Raw genomic sequence first — 18,318 nt, 5'->3', positions numbered from 1 at the left:
TTCAGACCTCGTCATTGAGCCGGAGATAGGCGCCGCCGGCCTGGCTGGCCACCCGCCCCTCCAATTCCAGGATCAGGAGCATGGAGGAAACCGCCTCCGGCGTCAATCCACTGGCTGTAACCAGTTGATCCACTGTGACGGGTTCATAACCCATCTGTTCCAGCAACTTACGCTGCTCCGGCGACGGCCGGACAGCACCGGCGGCGGCCGTGGCCGGCGCCGGGGGATCCGGCTGCGACAACGCAATGCTGGCCAGGGCATGCAGTTCCTCGAGCACATCGCCACCGGTCTCCACCAGTTTGGCGCCCTGGCGGATCAGGGCGTGGCAACCGCGGGCAAGCGGGTTATGGATGGAACCGGGGATGGCGAACACCTCGCGGCCCTGCTCCAGGGCCGCGCGGGCGGTGATCAGCGAGCCCGAACGCAGCGCGGCCTCGACCACCAGCACACCCAGGCTCAACCCGCTGATGATGCGATTGCGGCGCGGAAAGTGCTCGGCCCGCGGCGGGCTGCCGACAGGCAGCTCCGAGACCAGCGCCCCGCCCGCCGCCACGATGGCATGGGCCAGGTCGCGGTGACGGGCCGGATAGACCCGGTCCAGTCCCGTCCCCATCACGGCCAGGGTATAGCCGTCGGCCTTCAGCGCCCCCTGGTGGCCGGCAGCGTCCACCCCCAGCGCCAGGCCGCTGGTCAGGGTCAGCCCGGCCGCGGCCAGGTAGCGGGCGAACTCGAAGGCGTTGTCCCGCCCGGGGCGGGTGGGGTTGCGGCTGCCGACCAGGGCCAGCTGAGGGTCATTGAGACGCCCGGGGTCGCCGTGCACATACAGCAGCGGCGGCGGGTCCGGGATAGCGGCCAGCAACTGCGGATAGGCCGCATCCGCGCGGGTAATGATATGGTTGCCCGGGTCGGACTCGCGCCAGACGAGATCCCGTTCGACACCCGACCGATCGGGTCGGCGCAGGGTCGCGCGCAGGTCCGCCCCGAGCCATGCCGGCGGATCCCGCAGGGCCTGTTCGGGCCGGCCGTCGGTGGCCTCGATGAGCTGATTGAAGGTGTGCGCGCCAAGGCCGGGGCTGTGCCACAGCGTCAGCCAGTCGCGCAGACGGTCTGCATCCATGCAGTCATCCTCCCTGAAAAGGAAACGGCCCGACAAGCGCCGGGCCGCGTCGGGGTCTGCCAGGACGGCTCAGGGGTTGGTGACGATGTCCATCAGGTGGATGGCGCGGGTCGCCTCCATCACCAGGCCGTAGCTGAGCTTGTCAAAGGTGCGGAACACCAGCAGGATGCCGGCATCCTCGTTCGGCAGCTGAACCTGCTCCTTGTCCTTGCCGAAACGGTCGCGGATCAGGGCGCCGGCCTGCTGGATCTTCAGCACATCGCCGGCCTCGAGGCCTTCGCGCTGGCCGCGGTTGATCACCACCACCTGGTACTGGCCGATCTGGGTCACGCCGTCGACCACGGCGATGATCTTGCCCTCGATCTCGTTTTCCGGGGCCCGGGGCAGGAAGTGGGTGCGCACCTCTTCCTCGCGCACCGGCAGCAGCCGGTCACCCAGGCTGACCTCGCGCGTGGTCTCGACCAGTTCCAGGGTGGCCGGGTCGCCGTGGCGCTCGATCACCGCCTCGCCGACATACAGGGCCCGGTGGCCCAGCAACTCGCCGGTATCGGGATCGGTGTAGGCCTGCTGCGGTTCGAACACATTGTAACGCTCAAACTCCGTCGTGGTACCGCGGGCATAGATCCGGTCGCCGGCGCCGGTGACGATGTGCTCGTCGGCCGTATCCAGCACGTAGCCGGCGCTGTCCAGCGCATCCGCGTCCAGCACCAGCGGCTTGGTCAGGAACTGGTGAATGGCGTCGATCGGAATGGTCGGGATGGCCTGATCCAGCGGGGTGGCGCGCACCTCGGGCGAGAGCTTGACCGTGCGCTGCCCGCGCTGGACCCGCAACTGCGGCTTGCCGTCGATATAGACCAGGCTGATCACGTCCCCGGGGTAGATCAGGTGCGGATTCTCGATCTGCGGATTGATGTACCAGACCTCCGGCCACAACCAGGGGTCGCGCAGAAAGGTCTCAGAGATGTCCCACAGGGTATCTCCCTTGACCACGACATAGCGCTCCGGGTGCTGCGGGTTGAGGGCGATCTCGTCCGCACCGGCCATCAGGGTGGTGGAGGCGAGCAGGATTCCGAGCAGTCGTTTGAACATAGGCGTCCCTTTTATTCGTTCTGGGGCATGGGGATCCGGCGCAGCATGCCCGGCCCCTCCCCGGCAGCAGCCCCCCTGTCCATCACAGTTCGGCCTGCCGTGCAAAACCCTGATTTGCCTGGTGTGGAAAACCGGCGCAGGATTCCTTATATTATCGCCGTAGGCAGCGACTTACTTTAGCAATATATCCAAGTGCTTAAAAGGCATTTGTGACAGGACTCACATGAGCAGACTCGAAATCCTGCATTTTCCCGACCCCCGACTGCGCAACCGGGCCGAGCCGGTGGCCGTGGTTGACGACGAAATCCGCCGTCTGGTGGACGACATGTTCGAGACCATGTATGCCGCCCCGGGCATCGGTCTGGCCGCCACCCAGGTCAATGTCGCCAGGCGGGTGCTGGTCATCGACATCAGCGAGGAGGGCAATGAGCCCCGGGTATTCATCAACCCCGAAATCCTCGAGACCTCCGGCACCGAGGAGATGCAGGAGGGCTGCCTGTCCGTGCCCGGCATCTACGAAACCGTCCAGCGCGCCGACCGGGTCAAGGTACGCGCCCTGGACCGCGACGGCCAGTCCTTTGAACTGGAGGCCGAGGGCCTGCTGGCGGTATGCATCCAGCACGAGATCGACCACCTGGACGGCAAGCTGTTCGTGGATTACCTCTCCGGCCTCAAGCGCCAGCGCATCCGCAAGAAGCTGGAGAAGGAGCGCCGTCATGAAGGCAGCAGCAGCCCGGTGAAGCAGGCCGAGCCGGTCATCTGACCCTGCGGCTGCCCGCCTGCGGTCCTCCCCGGCGTCCGGAGCGGTTACAATGACCGCTGCCCGTTCACAGCCGTAACAGTCATAATGAAAATCGTCTTCGCCGGCACGCCCGAATTCTCCGTTCCGCCCCTGCAGACCCTGATCGACAGCGATCACGAGGTGGTCGCCGTCTACACCCAGCCCGACCGGCCCGCCGGGCGCGGGCGCAGGCTGCAGGCCGGCCCGGTAAAGGCGCTGGCGCTGGAACACGCGCTGGCGGTCGAACAGCCGATCAGTCTCAAGCCGGCCGAGACCCTGGAGCGACTCCGGGCCTGGCGCCCCGACCTGATGGTGGTGGTCGCCTACGGCCTGCTGCTGCCGCCGGCGGTGCTGGAGATCCCGACGCATGGCTGTGTGAACATCCATGCCTCGCTGCTGCCGCGCTGGCGCGGCGCGGCACCGATCCAGCGCGCCATCGAGGCCGGGGACAGCGAGACCGGCATCACCCTGATGCAGATGGACGCCGGCCTGGACACCGGCCCCATGCTGGCCAGGGCCTCGACGCCGATCTCCGACAGCGACACCGCCGCCGATCTGCACGACCGCCTGGCCGGACTCGGTGCCCGACTGCTGGGCGAGCAGCTCGAGGCCATCCTGGCCGGCCGCCTCCCCCCCGTGCCCCAGGACGAGACCCAGGCGACCTATGCCGCCAAGCTGCACAAATCCGAGGCCGACATCGACTGGACCCGACCAGCCCCGCGGCTGCTGCGCCAGGTCAATGCCTTCAATCCCTGGCCGGTGGCGCAAACCGGATTCGGCGACCGGACCCTGCGCATCTGGCGCGCCGCCTGCCTGGCGGCCGCGGGCGATCACGGCCGCCCGGGCTCTGTGCTGGCGGCCGGCCGCGAGGGGGTGGATGTCGCCTGCGGGACCGGCGTGCTGCGCCTGCTCGAGGTCCAGCTGCCCGGCGGGCGGCGCATTCCGGCCGGGGACTTCGGTCACGCCCAGACGCTGGACGGCGTCTGCCTCGGCCCGGCGGCAGGGACTTGACCGCCGACGCCTCCAGCCGGGAGCGGGCCGCCCGGGCCCTGGCCGCGGTCAGCCAGGGCGCCTCGCTCAGCAGTGTCCTGCCCGCCGCGCTGGAGGGTCTCACCGCCCAGGACCGCGGCTTTACCCACGAACTCATCTACGGCGGCCTGCGCCAGTACCAGCGCCTGGAGGCCATCCTGGCCGGCCTGCTGCGCCAGCCGCTCAAACCGCGTGATCGCGACATCCACTGCCTGCTGCTGCTGGGCCTGTATCAGCTGAGCGCGCTGGAGGTCAAACCCTATGCCGCGGTACATGCCACGGTCGAGGCCGCCCGCGCCCTGGGCAAGGCCTGGGCGGCAAAACTGATCAACGGGGTACTGCGCAACTATCAGCGCCGCGCCAGTGAACTGGAAGCACAGCTGCAAGGCGATCCGTCCGCCCGCTACAGCCACCCCGCCTGGCTGCTGGCGCGCCTGCAGCAGGACTGGCCGCACGACTGGGAAGCCATCGTCGAAGCCAACAACCGCCAGCCGCCGCTGAGCCTGCGGGTCAACGCCCGCCACGGCGATCGCGCCGGCTATCTCGAGCGGCTGGCCGCGGCCGGCATCCAGGCCGCCCCGCTGGCGCATACCAGTCACGGCATCCGACTGGAGCAGACCGCAACCATCGACCGCCTGCCCGGTTACGCCGAAGGCGACTTCTCGGTCCAGGACGGGGCCGCCCAGCTGGCCGCCCCCCTGCTGGGACTCGCCCCGGGCCAGCGGGTGCTGGACGCCTGCGCCGCCCCCGGCGGCAAGACCGCCCATCTCCTGGAGACCGAACCGGCACTGCAGGAACTGGTGGCGGTGGAACTCGAATCTGACCGCCTGCAGCGGGTGCGCGACAACCTGGACCGCCTGCGCCTGCAGGCGCGGCTGGTGCAGGGTGACGTGGGCCGGCCGCAGGACTGGTGGGACGGCGCCCCCTTCGACCGCATCCTGCTGGACGCGCCCTGCTCGGCCACCGGCGTCATCCGCCGCCACCCGGACATCAAGCTGCATCGCCGGCCCGCCGACATCGACCGCCTCACCCGGCTGCAGGCCGGGCTGCTGGACGCTGTCTGGCCGCTGCTGCGCCCGGGCGGCCGGCTGCTGTATGTCACCTGCTCGGTGCTGCGGGCCGAGAACGCCCTGCAGGTCGATGCCTTTGTCCAACGCTGCGCCACGGCCCGGCCTGCGCCCATCGCCGCCGACTGGGGCCGGGCGGACGGGGCCGGCCGTCAGCTGCTGCCGATTGTGAACGGGGTGGATGCAGCGCCCATGGATGGCTTTTACTATGCCTGCCTGGAGAAGGCGATGGACGAAGCGGCATGACCCTGATGATGGATCCCCTGCGAACCCGGCTCCCGGGCTGGCTGCTGCTGGGCTGGCTGGCCCTGACCGCCACACCGGCGCAGGCCTTTGACGTCGAATCCATCCACCCCCACTGGGACCGCGACGTGCTGCGCCTGGACGCCCGGCTGGACTTCACCCTGACGCAGGAAGCCCGTACCGCGCTGGAAAACGGCGTGCCGCTGGTGCTGCTGCTGCAGATCGAAGTGCTGGAGCCGCGCGACTATCTCTGGGACAGGGTCGTGGCGCGGCTGCGCCAGCGCTACCGCCTGAGCTATCACGCCCTGAGCGAACGCTACATCGTGCAGCGACTGAACACCGGCGTACGCTCCAGCTTCCCCTCGCTGGAAGGGGCGCTCTACAGTCTGCAGCAACTGGAGGGACTGCCGGTACTCGACCGCAGCCTGCTCCAGCCCGGACACCGGTACTACGGTCAGCTGCGGATCAGCCTGGATACCGAGGCCCTGCCCACGCCCCTGCGGGTCTGGGCCTATGTCTCCGCCGACTGGCGCCTTTCCAGCGACTGGCACCCATGGCCGCTACAGCCGTGAAACGCTTCGGTCGCGGCCTGTGGCCGATGCTGCTGCTGTTCGCGCTGCTGCTGGTGTCGCTGTCGTTCATGAGCGATGCCACCCACAACTCCGAGCGCTTCGGGCGCATGTACTCCTGGCTGCTGCTGACCAATGCCGCCGGGCTGCTGATCCTGCTCGGTCTGATCGGACGCAACCTGTACTGGCTGATCCGCCAGGTCCGCGCCGGCGCCCCGGGCGCGCGGCTGACCTCGCGCATGGTCTGGATGTTCGTGATCCTGGCCGTGGCGCCGGTCAGCGTGGTCTATTACTTCTCCCTGCAGTTCCTGCAGCGCGGCATCGACACCTGGTTCGATGTCGAGATCGAGAACTCGCTGGAAAGCGCGCTGGAACTGAGCCAGTCGGCCTTCGATGTGCGCATGCGCGACCGGCTGCGCACCACCGAACAGCTGGCCGGGGAACTCACCGAGGTGCCCTCGCCGCTGGCCCCGCTCAGCCTGTTCGACCTGCGGGTGCGCTCCGGCGCAGTGGAGTTGACCCTGCTCAGCCACAACGGCCGCATCATCGCCTCCAGCGGCCTGGAGTCGACCAGCATCGTGCCCGACCGGCCCGGTGATGCAGTGCTGCTGCAGCTGCGTCGCGGCGCCTCCTACGTGGGCCTGGATCCCAGCGGCGACGGCGGCCTGCACATCCGCGCCGTGGTGCCGGTTCCGCTGGCCACGCCGACCTCGGAGCAGCGCATCCTGCAGGCCCTGTATCCCATCCCGGAACGTCTGAGCACCCAGGCCGACGAAGTGCAGGCGGCCTATGCCCGCTACCGCGAACTGGCCTACCTGCGCAAGCCGCTCAAATACAGTTATACGCTGACGCTGTCGGTGGTACTGGTGCTCAGCCTGCTGTCAGCAGTGTGGGCCGGCTTCTATGCCGCCCGCAAGCTGGTCGCCCCCATCCGCAATATCGCCGAGGGCACCCGGGCAGTGGCCGACGGCGACTACAGCCGGCGGCTGCCCTCGACCAGCGACGACGAACTGGGCTTTCTGGTGCGCTCGTTCAACATGATGACCCGGCGCCTGGCCATGGCCCGCGACCATGCCCGGCGCAGCCAGCTCGAGGTGGAGGGCCAGCGCACCTATCTCGAGACCCTGCTCGGCAGCCTGTCATCGGGCGTGATCAGCCTCTCGCCGGACCAGCGCATCCGCACCGTCAACACGGCCGCCGAGACCATCCTCGGCATCCCGCTCAAACGCAGCGCGGGGGAACCGCTGCAGGCACTGGTGACCGCCCATCCCTTCCTGGAACCGCTGCAGGAGGCCATCGAACGCCACCGCGAGGCCTCGGGCGGGCCGCACTGGACCGATCAACTCAGCCTGTTCGGCCCCAACGGGCGCCAGGTATTGATCTGTCGCGGCGCCCGTCTGCCCGGCGACGGGGTACGCCCGGGCGGCCAGGTGCTGGTACTTGATGACGTCACCGCCCTGATCCAGGCCCAGCGCGACGCCGCCTGGGGCGAGGTGGCGCGGCGCCTGGCGCACGAGATCAAGAATCCGCTCACCCCGATCCAGCTCTCGGCCGAGCGGCTGCGGCGCAAGTACCTGCCCGGCATGGAGGCCTCCGAGGGCGAGGTGCTGGACCGGGCCACCCACACCATCATTCACCAGGTCGAATCCATGAAGGAGATGGTCAATGCCTTCTCCGATTATGCCCGCGCCCCGCAGCTGGAACTGCGGCCGCTGGCCCTCAACGAACTGGTCGCCGAGATTGCCGAACTGTACCGCGGCATGCACCCGAATGTGGAACTGGAACTGGCGCTGGACCCCGACGCCCCCTGGATCGAGGCCGATCCCAACCGGCTGCGTCAGCTGCTGCACAACCTGATCAAGAACGCCCATGAGGCCATCGGCACCGAGCAGCCCGGACAGATCCGGCTCGAGACCCGCTGCCGGGTCGAGGATGACACGCCCTATGCCGATTTGTGGGTGTGCGACAACGGCCCGGGCTTCCGCGCCGAGGTCAGCGAACAGCTATTCGAACCCTATGTCACCACCAAGACCAAGGGCACCGGCCTGGGGCTGGCCATCGTCAAGAAAATCGTCGAGGAACACGGCGGCCAGCTGCAGGCCGGCAACCGCGACGACGGCGGAGCCTATGTGCGCGTGCAGCTACGCCAGGTACCCCGACCGCAGGCCACGGCATAGGCAGCGGCCGTATCAAGTGGTTATACTCTAGGACCGGGAGCCGAACCGGCCCGGCCATAACAACCGCGCGCAGCCAAGCCAATGTCCTCAGCCCATATCCTGGTCGTCGACGATGAACCGGATATCCGCACCCTGATCCAGGAGATTCTGGAAGAGGAAGGGTACGAAGTCAGCGTCGCCGACAGCGGCGGCGCCGCCCGGCGCCAGCGTCGCACCCATCGTCCCGACCTGATCCTGCTCGATGTCTGGATGGAGGACATCGACGGCATCTCGCTGCTGCGCGAATGGGCCGAAGGCGGCGAACTGCCCTGCCCGGTCATCATCATCTCCGGCCACGGTACGGTCGAGACCGCGGTCGAGGCCACCCGCCTGGGCGCCTACGACTTCATCGAAAAGCCCATCTCGCTGGCCAGGCTGCTGCTGGTGGTCGAGCGCGCCCTGGAGGCCGACAAGCTCGCCCGCGAGGTGGTCGACCTCAAGCAGCAGCTGCCGGTGGTGCCGGAACCGGTCGGGCGCAGTGACACCCTGCAGCGGCTGCGCGAGCAGGTGCTCAAGGTCGCCGCCCACGACACCGGCGTACTGCTCAAGGGCGAACCCGGCAGCGGCAAGAAGACCTTCGCCCATTTCCTGCACCACAACAGCCCGCGCCGCCAGGGCCCGTTGGTCGAGATCAGCGTGGGCTCGTTGTCGCAGAGCAACTCGGCCGTGGAGCTGTTCGGCAGCGAGGACGAGGAACGGGTCCACTACGGGCGCTTCGAGCAGGCCAACCGCGGCACCCTCTACATCGACGACATCGGCGACATGGACGAACAGACCCAGGCGCGGCTGCTGAGCGCGCTGGAGACCCGCAGTTTCACCCGGGTCGGCGGTACCGAACCGGTGCGTCTGGATGTGCGCATCGTCGCCGCCACCCGGCATGACCTCGATCAGGCCGTGGCCGCCGGACGCTTCCGCGAGGACCTCTACTATCACCTCAATGTGGTGCCGATCCAGATCCCGCGCCTGGCCGAGCACTGCGAGGACGTGCCCGAACTGCTCAACTATTACGTCACCTTCTTCGTCGACCGCGAACACCTGCCCTACCGGCATTTCGCGCTGGCCGCCCAGAACCGGCTGCGCAACTACAGCTGGCCGGGCAACGTGCGCGAGCTCAAGAACCTGGTCCAGCGCCTGCTCATCCTCGGCAGCGGCGAGGAAATCACCCTGGACGAGGTCGAGTCCGCCCTGCAGGCCCAGCTCATGAACCGCGACAGCGCACTGGAGGACAGCACCCTGTTCGAACTGCCGCTGCGCGAGGCGCGCGAGCAGTTCGAAAAGAACTACCTGGAGCACCAGCTGCAGGAGGCCGGCGGCAGCGTGGGCAAACTCGCCACACGGGTCGGCATGGAACGCACCCATCTGTACCGCAAGCTCAAGGCGCTGGGTATCGATGTCAAGAAAGGCAGTGACTGATACCTGCGCTGAATTACACCTACTTAACCCGATATCGTATAAATGACGGAACCCACAGCATCACCGTCATTCCGGTGCAGGCCGGAATCCAGTAACCGCCGCGGCCCCTGGATCCCGGCCTGCTCCGGGATGACGTCAACTCGCACCTGTGGCAAGCGCCTATCCTGCGCGCCTTGTTTTCTGCTTCACGATCCCGACCCGACGGCAGCCCGACCATGAAGATCATCATCCTCGGTGCCGGCCAGGTCGGCGCCTCGGTGGCCGACAATCTGGCCAGCGAGTACAACGACATCACCGTGGTCGACCAGGACGCCGATCGACTGCGCGAACTGCGCGACCGGCTCGACATCGGCACCGTGACCGGCCATGGAGCCCATCCCGACGTGCTGCGCCGCGCCGGCGCCGAGGACGCCGACATGATCATCGCCGTGACCAACAGCGACGAGGTCAACATGGTCGGCTGCCAGGTGGCCTACACCCTGTTCCACACCCCGACCAAGATCGCGCGGGTACGCTCGGCGGCCTTTCTCAACGAACCGCGGCTGTTCTCGCAGGAGGCGCTGCCCATCGACGTGCTGATCAGCCCCGAGCAGCTGGTCACCGAGTATGTACAGCGCCTGATCCAGAACCCGGGCGCGCTGCAGGTGCTGGATTTCGCCGACGGCCGGGTGCAGCTGGTCGCGGTGCGCGCGGTACAGGGCGGCCCCCTGGTCGGGCACGAACTGCGGGAACTGCGCGAGCATATGCCCAGGATCGACACCCGGGTGGCCGCCATCTTCCGCCGCGGCCAGCCGCTGATCCCCGAGGGCGATACCGTCATCGAGGCCGACGACGAGGTCTTCTTCGTCGCCGCACCGAAGAACATCCGCGCCGTGATGAGCGAGTTGCGCGAACTGGACAAGCCGGTCAAGCGCATCATCCTCGCCGGCGGCGGCCACATCGGCGAACGCCTGGCCGCCGGTCTGGAACACCGTTACCAGGTCAAGATCATCGAGCGCAGCCAGGAGCGGGCGCGCCAGTTGTCGGAGGAGCTCAACAAGACCATCGTGCTGTGGGGCGATGCGGCCGACGAGGAACTGCTGCTGGAGGAGAACATCGAGAACACCGACATCTACTGCGCCCTGACCAACGATGAAGAGGCCAACATCCTCTCCTCCATGCTCGCCAAGCGCCTGGGCGCGGGCAAGGTGATGTCACTGATCAACCGCGCCGCCTACGTGGACCTGGTGCACAGCGACGTGATCGACATCGCGCTCTCGCCCCAGCACGCCACCATCGGCAGCCTGCTCACCCATGTACGCCGCGGCGACGTGGTGGCCGTGCATTCCCTGCGCCGCGGTGCAGCGGAGGCCATCGAGGCCGTCGCCCACGGCGACGCCTCCAGTTCCAAGGTGGTGGGTCGGCGCCTGGAGGAGATCAACCTGCCGGCCGGCACCACCATCGGCGCCATCGTGCGCGGCGACGAGGTCATCATCGCCCACCACGACAGCGTCATCGAGAGCGGGGATCACGTCATCCTGTTCCTGGTGGACAAGGGCCGCATCCCAGAGGTCGAGCACCTGTTCCAGGTCGGGGTGATCTTCCTGTGAAATCCGAGTTGCCGCCTCGCCCATGCAACTGATCACTATCCAGCGCATCCTCGGCCTGTTGCTGATGGTCTTCAGTACCACCCTGCTGCCGCCGGTGGGGGTCGCGCTGATCTACCGCGACGGCGCCATCGCCCCCTTTCTGGAAGCCTTCGGGCTGGTGCTGCTGGCCGGCCTGCTCATCTGGTGGCCGGCACGCCGGAACAAGCGCGAACTGCGCCTGCGCGACGGCTTTCTGATCGTGGTGCTGTTCTGGGTCGTGCTGGGCCTGGTCGGGGCACTGCCGCTGTACCTGTCACCCCAGCCGGCCATCGGCCTGACCGACTCCGTGTTCGAGTCCATGTCGGGCCTGACCACCACCGGGGCCACGGTCCTCACCGGCATCGACTACCTGCCCCATTCGATCCTGTTCTACCGCCAGCAGCTGCAATGGATGGGCGGCATGGGCATCATCGTGCTGGCGGTGGCTGTGCTGCCCATGCTGGGCATCGGCGGCATGCAGCTCTACCGCGCCGAGACGCCCGGGCCGATGAAGGACAACAAGCTCACCCCGCGCATCGCCGAGACCGCCAAGGCGCTGTGGTACATCTATCTCAGCCTCACCATCGCCTGCGCCCTGGCCTACTGGCTGGCCGGCATGAGCGGCTTCGACGCCATCGCCCACAGCTTCTCGACCGTGGCCATCGGCGGCTTCTCCACCCACGACCTCAGCATGGGCTATTTCCAGAGCGAGCTGATCGAGATGATCGCCGTGGTCTTCATGCTGCTTTCGGGGGTGAACTTCGCACTGCATTTCACCGTCTGGCGCTCGCTCAGCCCGATGCCCTACGTCCGCGACTCCGAGGTGCGCACCTACCTGACCATCCTGCTGATCACGGCGCTCATCACCATCACCTATCTCTACGTCACGAAGACCTTCGGCAGCTGGAGCGAGGTACTGCATCACGGGCTGTTCCAGGTGGTCTCGATCGGCACCACCACCGGCTTCACCACCGCCGAGTACTACAACTGGCCCGGTTTCCTGCCGGTGTTGCTGCTGTTCGTCAGCTTCATCGGCGCCTGCGCCGGCTCCACCGGCGGCGGCATGAAGGTGATCCGCTTTCTGCTGCTGCTCAAGCAGGGCGTGCGCGAGATCACCAAACTGGTGCATCCCAATGCCCAGGTGCCGGTCAAGATCAACGGCAAGCCGCTGCCGGATGCTGTCATCAATTCGGTCTGGGGATTCTTCGCGACCTATGTGGGCGTGTTCGCGGTGATGATGCTGATCCTGATGGCCACCGGCATGGACCAGGTCACTGCCTTCTCCGCCGTGGCGGCCTGTATCAACAACCTCGGTCCGGGCCTGGGCGATGTCGGCTATCACTACGGCGACATCAGCGATACCGCCAAATGGGTGCTGTGCGCGGCCATGCTGCTCGGCCGGCTGGAAATCTTCTCTTTGCTGGTGCTGTTCTCCCCGGTATTCTGGAGACGCTGAAATGCAGCGATCAGTGATCCTCACACCCGGAATCCGATCGCCGCAGATTGCGCCAACCCACAGGTTCCGAGCCAGTCCATGAGCATGATCGACAATTTCGAAGGGATGCTGGCCGCCGGCCAGGACAGTCCGCTGCTGCGCTACTCACTGGGTCTGGAATACGGCAAGGCCGGGGAGCACGCCCGGGCAGTGGAGCATCTGCGCAATGCCGTCGAACAGGACCCGGGCTATTCCGCCGCCTGGAAACAGCTGGGCGGCGCGCTGGCCGAAACCGGCGATGCCGAGGGAGCCATTGCCGCCTACGAGAAAGGCATCGAGGCCGCGGAGAACAAAGGCGACAAGCAGGCTGCAAAGGAGATGCGGGTGTTTCTCAAGCGCCTGCAGAAATAAATAAGATCGTAGGTCGGGTTAGCGTAGCGCAACCCGACAACGCCGCAGAGGCGTCGGGTTACGCCATGCGGGCTAACCCGACCTACGATCCGCAGAACGCTGGTTGAACTGCCGCGCCAGCAGTTCGCGATGATGAATCACGAACAGGGCGAGCAGAATGGTCGGCACCCCGAGGCCGGTGGTGTAGAGGAAGAAGAAGAACCAGCCCTGGGCCTCGACCACCAGCCCGGAGAAACCGCTGATGATCTTGGCCGGCAGGGTCATCAACGAACTGAACAGCGCGTACTGGGTCGCGGTATAGGCCCGGTGGGTGAGGCTGGAGAGATAGGCGATGAAGGCCGAGGTGGCGAACCCCGCGCCCAGATTGTCGGCACTGATGACCACGGCCAGCAGGCTCAGCGTGGGTGCAGACACCGCCAACAACGCGAACAGCAGGTTGGTCGCCGCCACCAGAATCGCGCCGGCGAACAGCGGCCACAACACCCCGAAGCGCGCCACCGCGAGCCCGCCCAGCAGGGCGCCGAGCAGGGTCATGGCGAAGCCGAACACCTTGGCGACGGCGGCGATCTGGTCGAGCGTATAGCCCAGATCCAGATAGAAGGGATTGGCCATCGCCCCCATGCTGATGTCGCTGATGCGGTAGATGGCGATCAACAGCAGGATGGCGGCACCGTACCAGCCGGTGCGGGTGAAGAACTCCACGAACGGCCCGATCACGGCGCGCGCGAACCAGGCGGCGATGCGCCGCGCCGGCCCGGCGCGCATGCGGTCGATGTGCAGGGCCTGGCTGATACCGGCCTCGATCTCGCTCACCCGCGCGTGGCGCACATGCGCCGGCTCGCGGATCAGCAGGGTGGTGATCACGCCCACCAGCATCAGGCCGGCCATGACCAGATAACTCAGCATCCAGGAATGCCGGCTGGCCAGATAGAGCGCGCCGGCGCCCGAGGCCAGGGTCGCGACGCGATAGCCGAACACATAGGCCGCGGCCATCGCACCCTGCTGTACATCGGCCGCCGCCTCGATGCGGTAGGCGTCGATGGTGATGTCCTGCGTGGCCGAGCAGAAGGCGATGAACAGCGCGATGCCCGCGAACATCGCCAACTGCGCGGCCGGGTCGGTCAGCGCCAGCATTGCCAGGCCGCCGCCGATGCCGAACTGGGCGGCGAGCATCCAGCCGCGGCGCTGACCGAACAGGCGCGACAGCAGCGGAAGGCGCAGCCGGTCCACCACCGGGGCCCAGATCACCTTGATGGAGTAGGTGATGCCGACCCAGGCGAAGAAACCGATCAGGCCGCGTTCGACCTGGGCCTGCGCCAGCCAGGCGGTCAGGGTGGAGAACACCAGCAGGAAGGGCAGGCCGGCGGAGAACCCGAGAAAGCACATCGCCACCACCTGCGGGCGGGTGTAGACGTGCAACGCCTCGCGCCAGCTGCGGGCGCGGGCGGTGGCGGTGGAATTGTGCGTACTCCGGCCGGGTGCTGGCATAATGACCGGCAAGCTTACCAGATCAGCCCCGCATCCGAGCAGCTTCCCCTATGGACATCGTCAATCAGCTCATCCTCGTCGCCGCCGCGCTGCTGCTGATCAGCATCCTGGTCAGCGTGCCCTCGCGCCGGGTCGGGATGCCGCTGCTGCTGGTGTTCCTGGCGCTGGGCATGCTGGCCGGCGAGGAGGGTCCGGGCGCACTGCGCTTTCACAACTACCAGGCCGCCTACATGGTCGGCTCGGTGGCGCTGGCCATCATCCTGTTCGACGGCGGCCTGGGCACGCGGGCCGCCACCTTCCGCGTCGGCCTGCGCCCGGCGCTCAGCCTGGCCACGCTGGGCGTGATCATCACCGCCGCCGTCACCGGGCTGGTCGCGAGCCTGGTGTTCGAACTGAACTGGCTGCAGGGACTGCTGGTGGGCGCGATCGTCGGCTCCACCGATGCCGCGGCCGTGTTCGGCCTGCTGCATGCCCAGGGCCTGCGGCTCAAGGAACGCGTCAGCGCCACGCTGGAGATCGAGTCCGGCGCCAACGACCCCATGGCCATCTTTCTCACCCTGGCGCTGGTGGAACTGCTGGCGGCCGGCGCGACCCGGCTGGATGCCGGAGTCGTGGTGCTGCTGGTGCAGCAGATGGGACTGGGTCTGGTACTGGGCTATGGCGGCGGCCGGCTGCTGGTCTATGTCATCAACCGGCTGCCGCTGGCCACCAGTCTGTATCCGCTGCTGGCCCTGGCCGGGGCGCTGGTGATCTTCTCCGGTACGCTGAACCTGGGCGGCAGCGGCTTTCTTGCCGTGTATGTGGCCGGCCTGGTGCTGGGCAACCGGCCGCTGCAGGCCAATCTGGGCATCCAGCGCTTTCATGACGGCATTGCCTGGCTGGCCCAGATCGGCATGTTCCTGATGCTGGGCCTGCTGGTCACGCCCAGCGCCCTGCTGGCGGTGGCCCTGCCGGCGCTGGCAGTGGCCCTGGCCCTGATCTTTCTCGCCCGCCCCCTGGCCGTGGTCATCAGCCTGCTGCCGTTCGGCTTCCCGCTGCGGGAACAGGTGTTCGTCGGTTGGGTGGGGCTGCGCGGGGCGGTGCCGATCATCCTGGCCCTGTTCCCGCTGCTGGCCGATCTGCCCAATGCCCAGCGCTATTTCAATGTCGCCTTCTTCGTGGTGCTGGTCTCGCTGGTGCTGCAGGGCTGGACCCTGGCGCCGCTGGCCCGCCGGCTGGGCCTGGAAGTGCCGACCACACCGGGCTGGCACCGGCGGCTGGAATTGGATCTGCCGGGCCAGCTGGATTACGAAATGGTGGTCTACGTCCTCAGCGGCGACAGCCCGGCGCTGGGCGAGACGCCGGCCACCCTGCGGCTGCCGCCGGGGGTGGGGGTGGCGGGGCTGATCCGCGACAACGCGGTCACCGCCGGTTGCGAAGCGGTCCGGCTGAGCGTGGGCGACCACCTGCTGCTGCTGGCCCGCAGCGACGACGTCGAGACACTGGACCGGCTGCTGACCACCGAGAAGGTCCCCGAACACCTGCGTGAGTCACGCTTCTTCGGCGAATTCGTCCTCGATGCCCGTGCCACCCTCGGTGACGTCGCCGGCGTCTATGGCGTGGAGGTGCCGACGGACAAGCGCGACGCCAGCCTGTCCGAGGTACTGGCCCGCGCCTTCAAGCGCCGGCCGGTGGTCGGCGACCGCCTGCCGCTGGGCCATCTGGAACTGGTGGTGCGCGAGATGGAGGGCGAGACCATCACCCGGGTCGGCCTCAAACTGATGCACTGAGGGCGGCGGCCGGCGCTTTGGCGCTGATCCGGGATTGTGGTGTAATGCACCCACATGAATACCGATTGCCCACCCGATCCTGCTGCGCTGCAACTGGCGGAGGCGGTTCGCGCCGCCTGCCTCCGGGCCCTGCGCGAGGCCCATCAGGAGGCGGCCATCAGCGGGCTGTGCAGCGAGGGCGCGCTGGAAGCGGCGATCGGCGCCGTGCAGCAGCTGGATCTCAGCACCCTCATCACGACCGGCCACGGATCTTCTCCCTGATGCCTGCGAGGGCCCCGCAATGCAAATCCCTGATCTGACCGGACCCTGTCTGGGTCTGAGCCTGCTGCTGGCCGGAGCCTCCGTCGCCCCGCCCGCCGCCGCCGCCGAGCCCCTGCTGGAGTTGCCGCCGAAGCTGCAGCAGGCGCTGGTCGATGAAATGATCGCGATCAACGAGGGGGTGCGGGCGCTGCCCGAGGCCATCGTCAAGGCCGACTGGGAACGGCTGGCCGAGACCGGCCGCCGGATCGAGCAGAGCTATATTCTCAAGCGGCGCCTGTCGGAGGACGAACGCGGGACACTGGTACAGTCCCTGCCGGACAGCTTCAAATATCTCGACCGCCGGCTGCATCAGCATGCGGGCAAGCTCGCTCAGGCCGCCGAGCGCCGGGACGGGGAACTGGTCCGGTTCTACTTCAGCCGCATGCTCGACAGCTGTGCGGGCTGTCATGCCGTGTATGCAAAACATCGCTTTCCCGGCTATGCCCGCCCCGGCAGCGACGGGCATCAGCACTGAGCCTCACTCCGCCCCCAGCATCTTCAGATACTGCATCAGGACCACGGCGTTGTTGTGCCTTTCATCGCGCGCAGCGAAGACCAGGGTCAGCCGGCCCTGCCGGGCACGGGCCGCCAGCCGCCGCAACTCATCGCGCCGCGCCTTGAGCTCGGCCAGATAGGCGCGGCGGAATTCACCCCAGGTCATTGCGCCGGCGTGAAAGGCCCGCCGCAGCCCCTCGGAGGGTGCGGCCTCACGCCGCCATTCATCGATTCCGAGTTGATCCCGCGCCACGCCCCGCGGCCAGAGCCGGTCGACCAGGACCCGGTAGCCATCCCCGGCCTGCACCGGTGCGTAGGCGCGCTTGACTGCGACAGCCATTCGTCCCCCTCACAGCGTCAGCCTGGTTCACAGTTCAAGGTTATATCAGGACGCCCGCAATGCGAACACGGCATGGGGCACTAGGCGCGCACGTCCTTGAAGCGCCGGTAGCTCCATTGATACTGGCCGGGCAGGGCCCTTACGCACTGTTCCACGGCCCGGTTGAGGGCGGTGGCGGCGACCAGCGGATCGGGATCGGCCACGGCGGGCGGCAGCGGCGCAATGCGCAGGTGATAGCCGCGCGCGCGCGGCAGCCGCTCACACCAGGCGATGAACACGGCGGCGCCGGTGGCATGCGCCAGCCGCGGCAGCAGCCGCATGGTATTGGCCGGGATACCGAAAAAGGGCGCCACCACCCCGTGCTCCGGCCCCGGATCCTGATCCGGCAGAATCCCCACGACCCCGCCCCGGCGCAGCACCCGCAGCAGCTGCCGCACCCCGGCGGTATCGGCCCGCACCAGCCGCCCGCCCAAACGGGTACGCCCGGCCTGCAGCAGCGGCTCCAGCTGCGCAATTCGCGGCGGTCGGTACAGGTTCCACACCCCCCATTCCCGACCGCCGATCTGACCGGCCATCTCCCAGCTGCCCAGATGCGGGGCGGCGATGATCACGCCCCGACCGGCGGCCACGGCGGCATCCACCGCCGCGCGGCCCTCCAGGGCCACCAGCAGGCGCTGTGCCGACGCCGGGGTCAGACGCCACAGATACCCGGCCTCCAGCGCCGTCTTGCCGGTCTCGATCAGGCAGCGGCGCAGAATCCGCCGCTGCCGGGCCGGCTTCAGCTCGGGCAGGCAGCGGGCGATATTGGCGCCGGCCACCCGGCGCAGGGGATTGGGTATCCAGTACAACAGAATACCCACAACTCCCCCCAGTGCCTGATTTACCCGCAATGGCAGCCGGCCGGACAGCCAGAGAAGCCCTTGAATCAATCGATAGCGCATTGAAGATG

17 protein-coding genes are annotated in these 18,318 nt (G+C 67.8%); 12 read left to right on the top strand and 5 right to left on the bottom strand.

Annotated features, from left to right (window positions below; translation table 11 throughout):
- Position 1 precedes the first annotated feature (1 nt).
- On the bottom strand, positions 2 to 1,117 hold the full coding sequence (gene dprA / locus CFK21_RS01725) for a DNA-processing protein DprA (RefSeq protein ID WP_096364133.1): 1,116 nt from the start codon (positions 1,115 to 1,117) through the stop codon (positions 2 to 4).
- Between the two features lie 69 nt (positions 1,118 to 1,186).
- The gene (locus CFK21_RS01720; protein ID WP_096364131.1) at positions 1,187 to 2,206 is read right to left on the bottom strand and encodes a LysM peptidoglycan-binding domain-containing protein; all 1,020 of its coding nucleotides are present in this window, start codon (positions 2,204 to 2,206) and stop codon (positions 1,187 to 1,189) included.
- Between the two features lie 223 nt (positions 2,207 to 2,429).
- Between CFK21_RS01720 and def the strand changes: the two genes are divergently transcribed.
- The 9 genes from def (at position 2,430) to CFK21_RS01675 (ending at position 12,977) form a co-directional block, all read left to right on the top strand.
- The gene (gene def, locus CFK21_RS01715; protein WP_096364129.1) at positions 2,430 to 2,969 is read left to right on the top strand and encodes a peptide deformylase; all 540 of its coding nucleotides are present in this window, start codon (positions 2,430 to 2,432) and stop codon (positions 2,967 to 2,969) included.
- A gap of 84 nt (positions 2,970 to 3,053) precedes the next feature.
- Positions 3,054 to 3,998: a methionyl-tRNA formyltransferase gene (gene fmt, locus CFK21_RS01710; protein ID WP_096364127.1), complete on the top strand. Its 945-nt coding sequence runs from the start codon at positions 3,054 to 3,056 to the stop codon at positions 3,996 to 3,998.
- Positions 3,995 to 5,329, top strand: a complete 1,335-nt coding sequence (rsmB, locus tag CFK21_RS01705) for a 16S rRNA (cytosine(967)-C(5))-methyltransferase RsmB (RefSeq protein WP_096364125.1) — start codon at positions 3,995 to 3,997, stop codon at positions 5,327 to 5,329. Before fmt ends, rsmB begins: the two co-directional genes overlap by 4 nt.
- Positions 5,326 to 5,898, top strand: a complete 573-nt coding sequence (locus CFK21_RS01700) for a DUF4390 domain-containing protein (RefSeq protein WP_096364123.1) — start codon at positions 5,326 to 5,328, stop codon at positions 5,896 to 5,898. The genes rsmB and CFK21_RS01700 overlap by 4 nt, the downstream gene beginning before the upstream one ends.
- The gene (locus CFK21_RS01695) at positions 5,880 to 8,072 is read left to right on the top strand and encodes a sensor histidine kinase (protein WP_096364121.1); all 2,193 of its coding nucleotides are present in this window, start codon (positions 5,880 to 5,882) and stop codon (positions 8,070 to 8,072) included. The genes CFK21_RS01700 and CFK21_RS01695 overlap by 19 nt, the downstream gene beginning before the upstream one ends.
- A gap of 81 nt (positions 8,073 to 8,153) precedes the next feature.
- Entirely contained in the window at positions 8,154 to 9,524 is a 1,371-nt protein-coding gene (locus CFK21_RS01690) for a sigma-54-dependent transcriptional regulator (protein WP_096364119.1), read from the top strand.
- A 215-nt stretch (positions 9,525 to 9,739) separates the two neighbouring features.
- Positions 9,740 to 11,113, top strand: coding sequence for a Trk system potassium transporter TrkA (gene trkA, locus CFK21_RS01685; protein ID WP_096364117.1), 1,374 nt, complete (start codon positions 9,740 to 9,742; stop codon positions 11,111 to 11,113).
- 22 nt (positions 11,114 to 11,135) lie between these two features.
- On the top strand, positions 11,136 to 12,587 hold the full coding sequence (locus CFK21_RS01680) for a TrkH family potassium uptake protein (protein WP_096364115.1): 1,452 nt from the start codon (positions 11,136 to 11,138) through the stop codon (positions 12,585 to 12,587).
- Positions 12,588 to 12,665: 78 nt separating this feature from the next.
- Entirely contained in the window at positions 12,666 to 12,977 is a 312-nt protein-coding gene (locus CFK21_RS01675; protein ID WP_096364113.1) for a tetratricopeptide repeat protein, read from the top strand.
- 72 nt (positions 12,978 to 13,049) lie between these two features.
- On the opposite strand, the gene CFK21_RS01670 is transcribed toward CFK21_RS01675, so the two are convergent.
- Positions 13,050 to 14,465: an AmpG family muropeptide MFS transporter gene (locus CFK21_RS01670; RefSeq protein WP_096364111.1), complete on the bottom strand. Its 1,416-nt coding sequence runs from the start codon at positions 14,463 to 14,465 to the stop codon at positions 13,050 to 13,052.
- A gap of 50 nt (positions 14,466 to 14,515) precedes the next feature.
- Between CFK21_RS01670 and CFK21_RS01665 the strand changes: the two genes are divergently transcribed.
- The 3 genes from CFK21_RS01665 to CFK21_RS01655 are packed head-to-tail and all read left to right on the top strand — an operon-like array spanning position 14,516 to position 17,009.
- A complete protein-coding gene (locus CFK21_RS01665; protein ID WP_096364109.1) occupies positions 14,516 to 16,234 on the top strand; it encodes a potassium/proton antiporter in 1,719 nt (572 codons plus the stop codon).
- A 54-nt stretch (positions 16,235 to 16,288) separates the two neighbouring features.
- Positions 16,289 to 16,495 carry an acetyltransferase gene (locus CFK21_RS01660; protein ID WP_096364107.1) on the top strand — a complete coding sequence of 69 codons (207 nt, stop codon included), beginning with the start codon at positions 16,289 to 16,291 and terminating at the stop codon, positions 16,493 to 16,495.
- Positions 16,496 to 16,514: 19 nt separating this feature from the next.
- The gene (locus CFK21_RS01655) at positions 16,515 to 17,009 is read left to right on the top strand and encodes a cytochrome c (protein ID WP_096364105.1); all 495 of its coding nucleotides are present in this window, start codon (positions 16,515 to 16,517) and stop codon (positions 17,007 to 17,009) included.
- Positions 17,010 to 17,012: 3 nt separating this feature from the next.
- Here CFK21_RS01655 and CFK21_RS01650 read toward each other — a convergent pair whose 3' ends face one another.
- Together CFK21_RS01650 and CFK21_RS01645 are read right to left on the bottom strand one after the other, a co-directional pair.
- Positions 17,013 to 17,369, bottom strand: coding sequence for a DUF488 domain-containing protein (locus tag CFK21_RS01650; RefSeq protein WP_096364103.1), 357 nt, complete (start codon positions 17,367 to 17,369; stop codon positions 17,013 to 17,015).
- 80 nt (positions 17,370 to 17,449) lie between these two features.
- Entirely contained in the window at positions 17,450 to 18,310 is an 861-nt protein-coding gene (locus CFK21_RS01645) for a lysophospholipid acyltransferase family protein (RefSeq protein WP_096364101.1), read from the bottom strand.
- Between the last annotated feature and the right edge of the window lie 8 nt (positions 18,311 to 18,318).

Origin of the sequence: Thiohalobacter thiocyanaticus (genome assembly GCF_002356355.1) — a bacterium.
Taxonomy (GTDB): Bacteria; Pseudomonadota; Gammaproteobacteria; order Thiohalobacterales; family Thiohalobacteraceae; genus Thiohalobacter; species Thiohalobacter thiocyanaticus_A.
The sequence above is the reverse complement of the archived record's forward strand: the minus strand, read 5'-3'. Positions and strand labels throughout refer to the sequence as shown.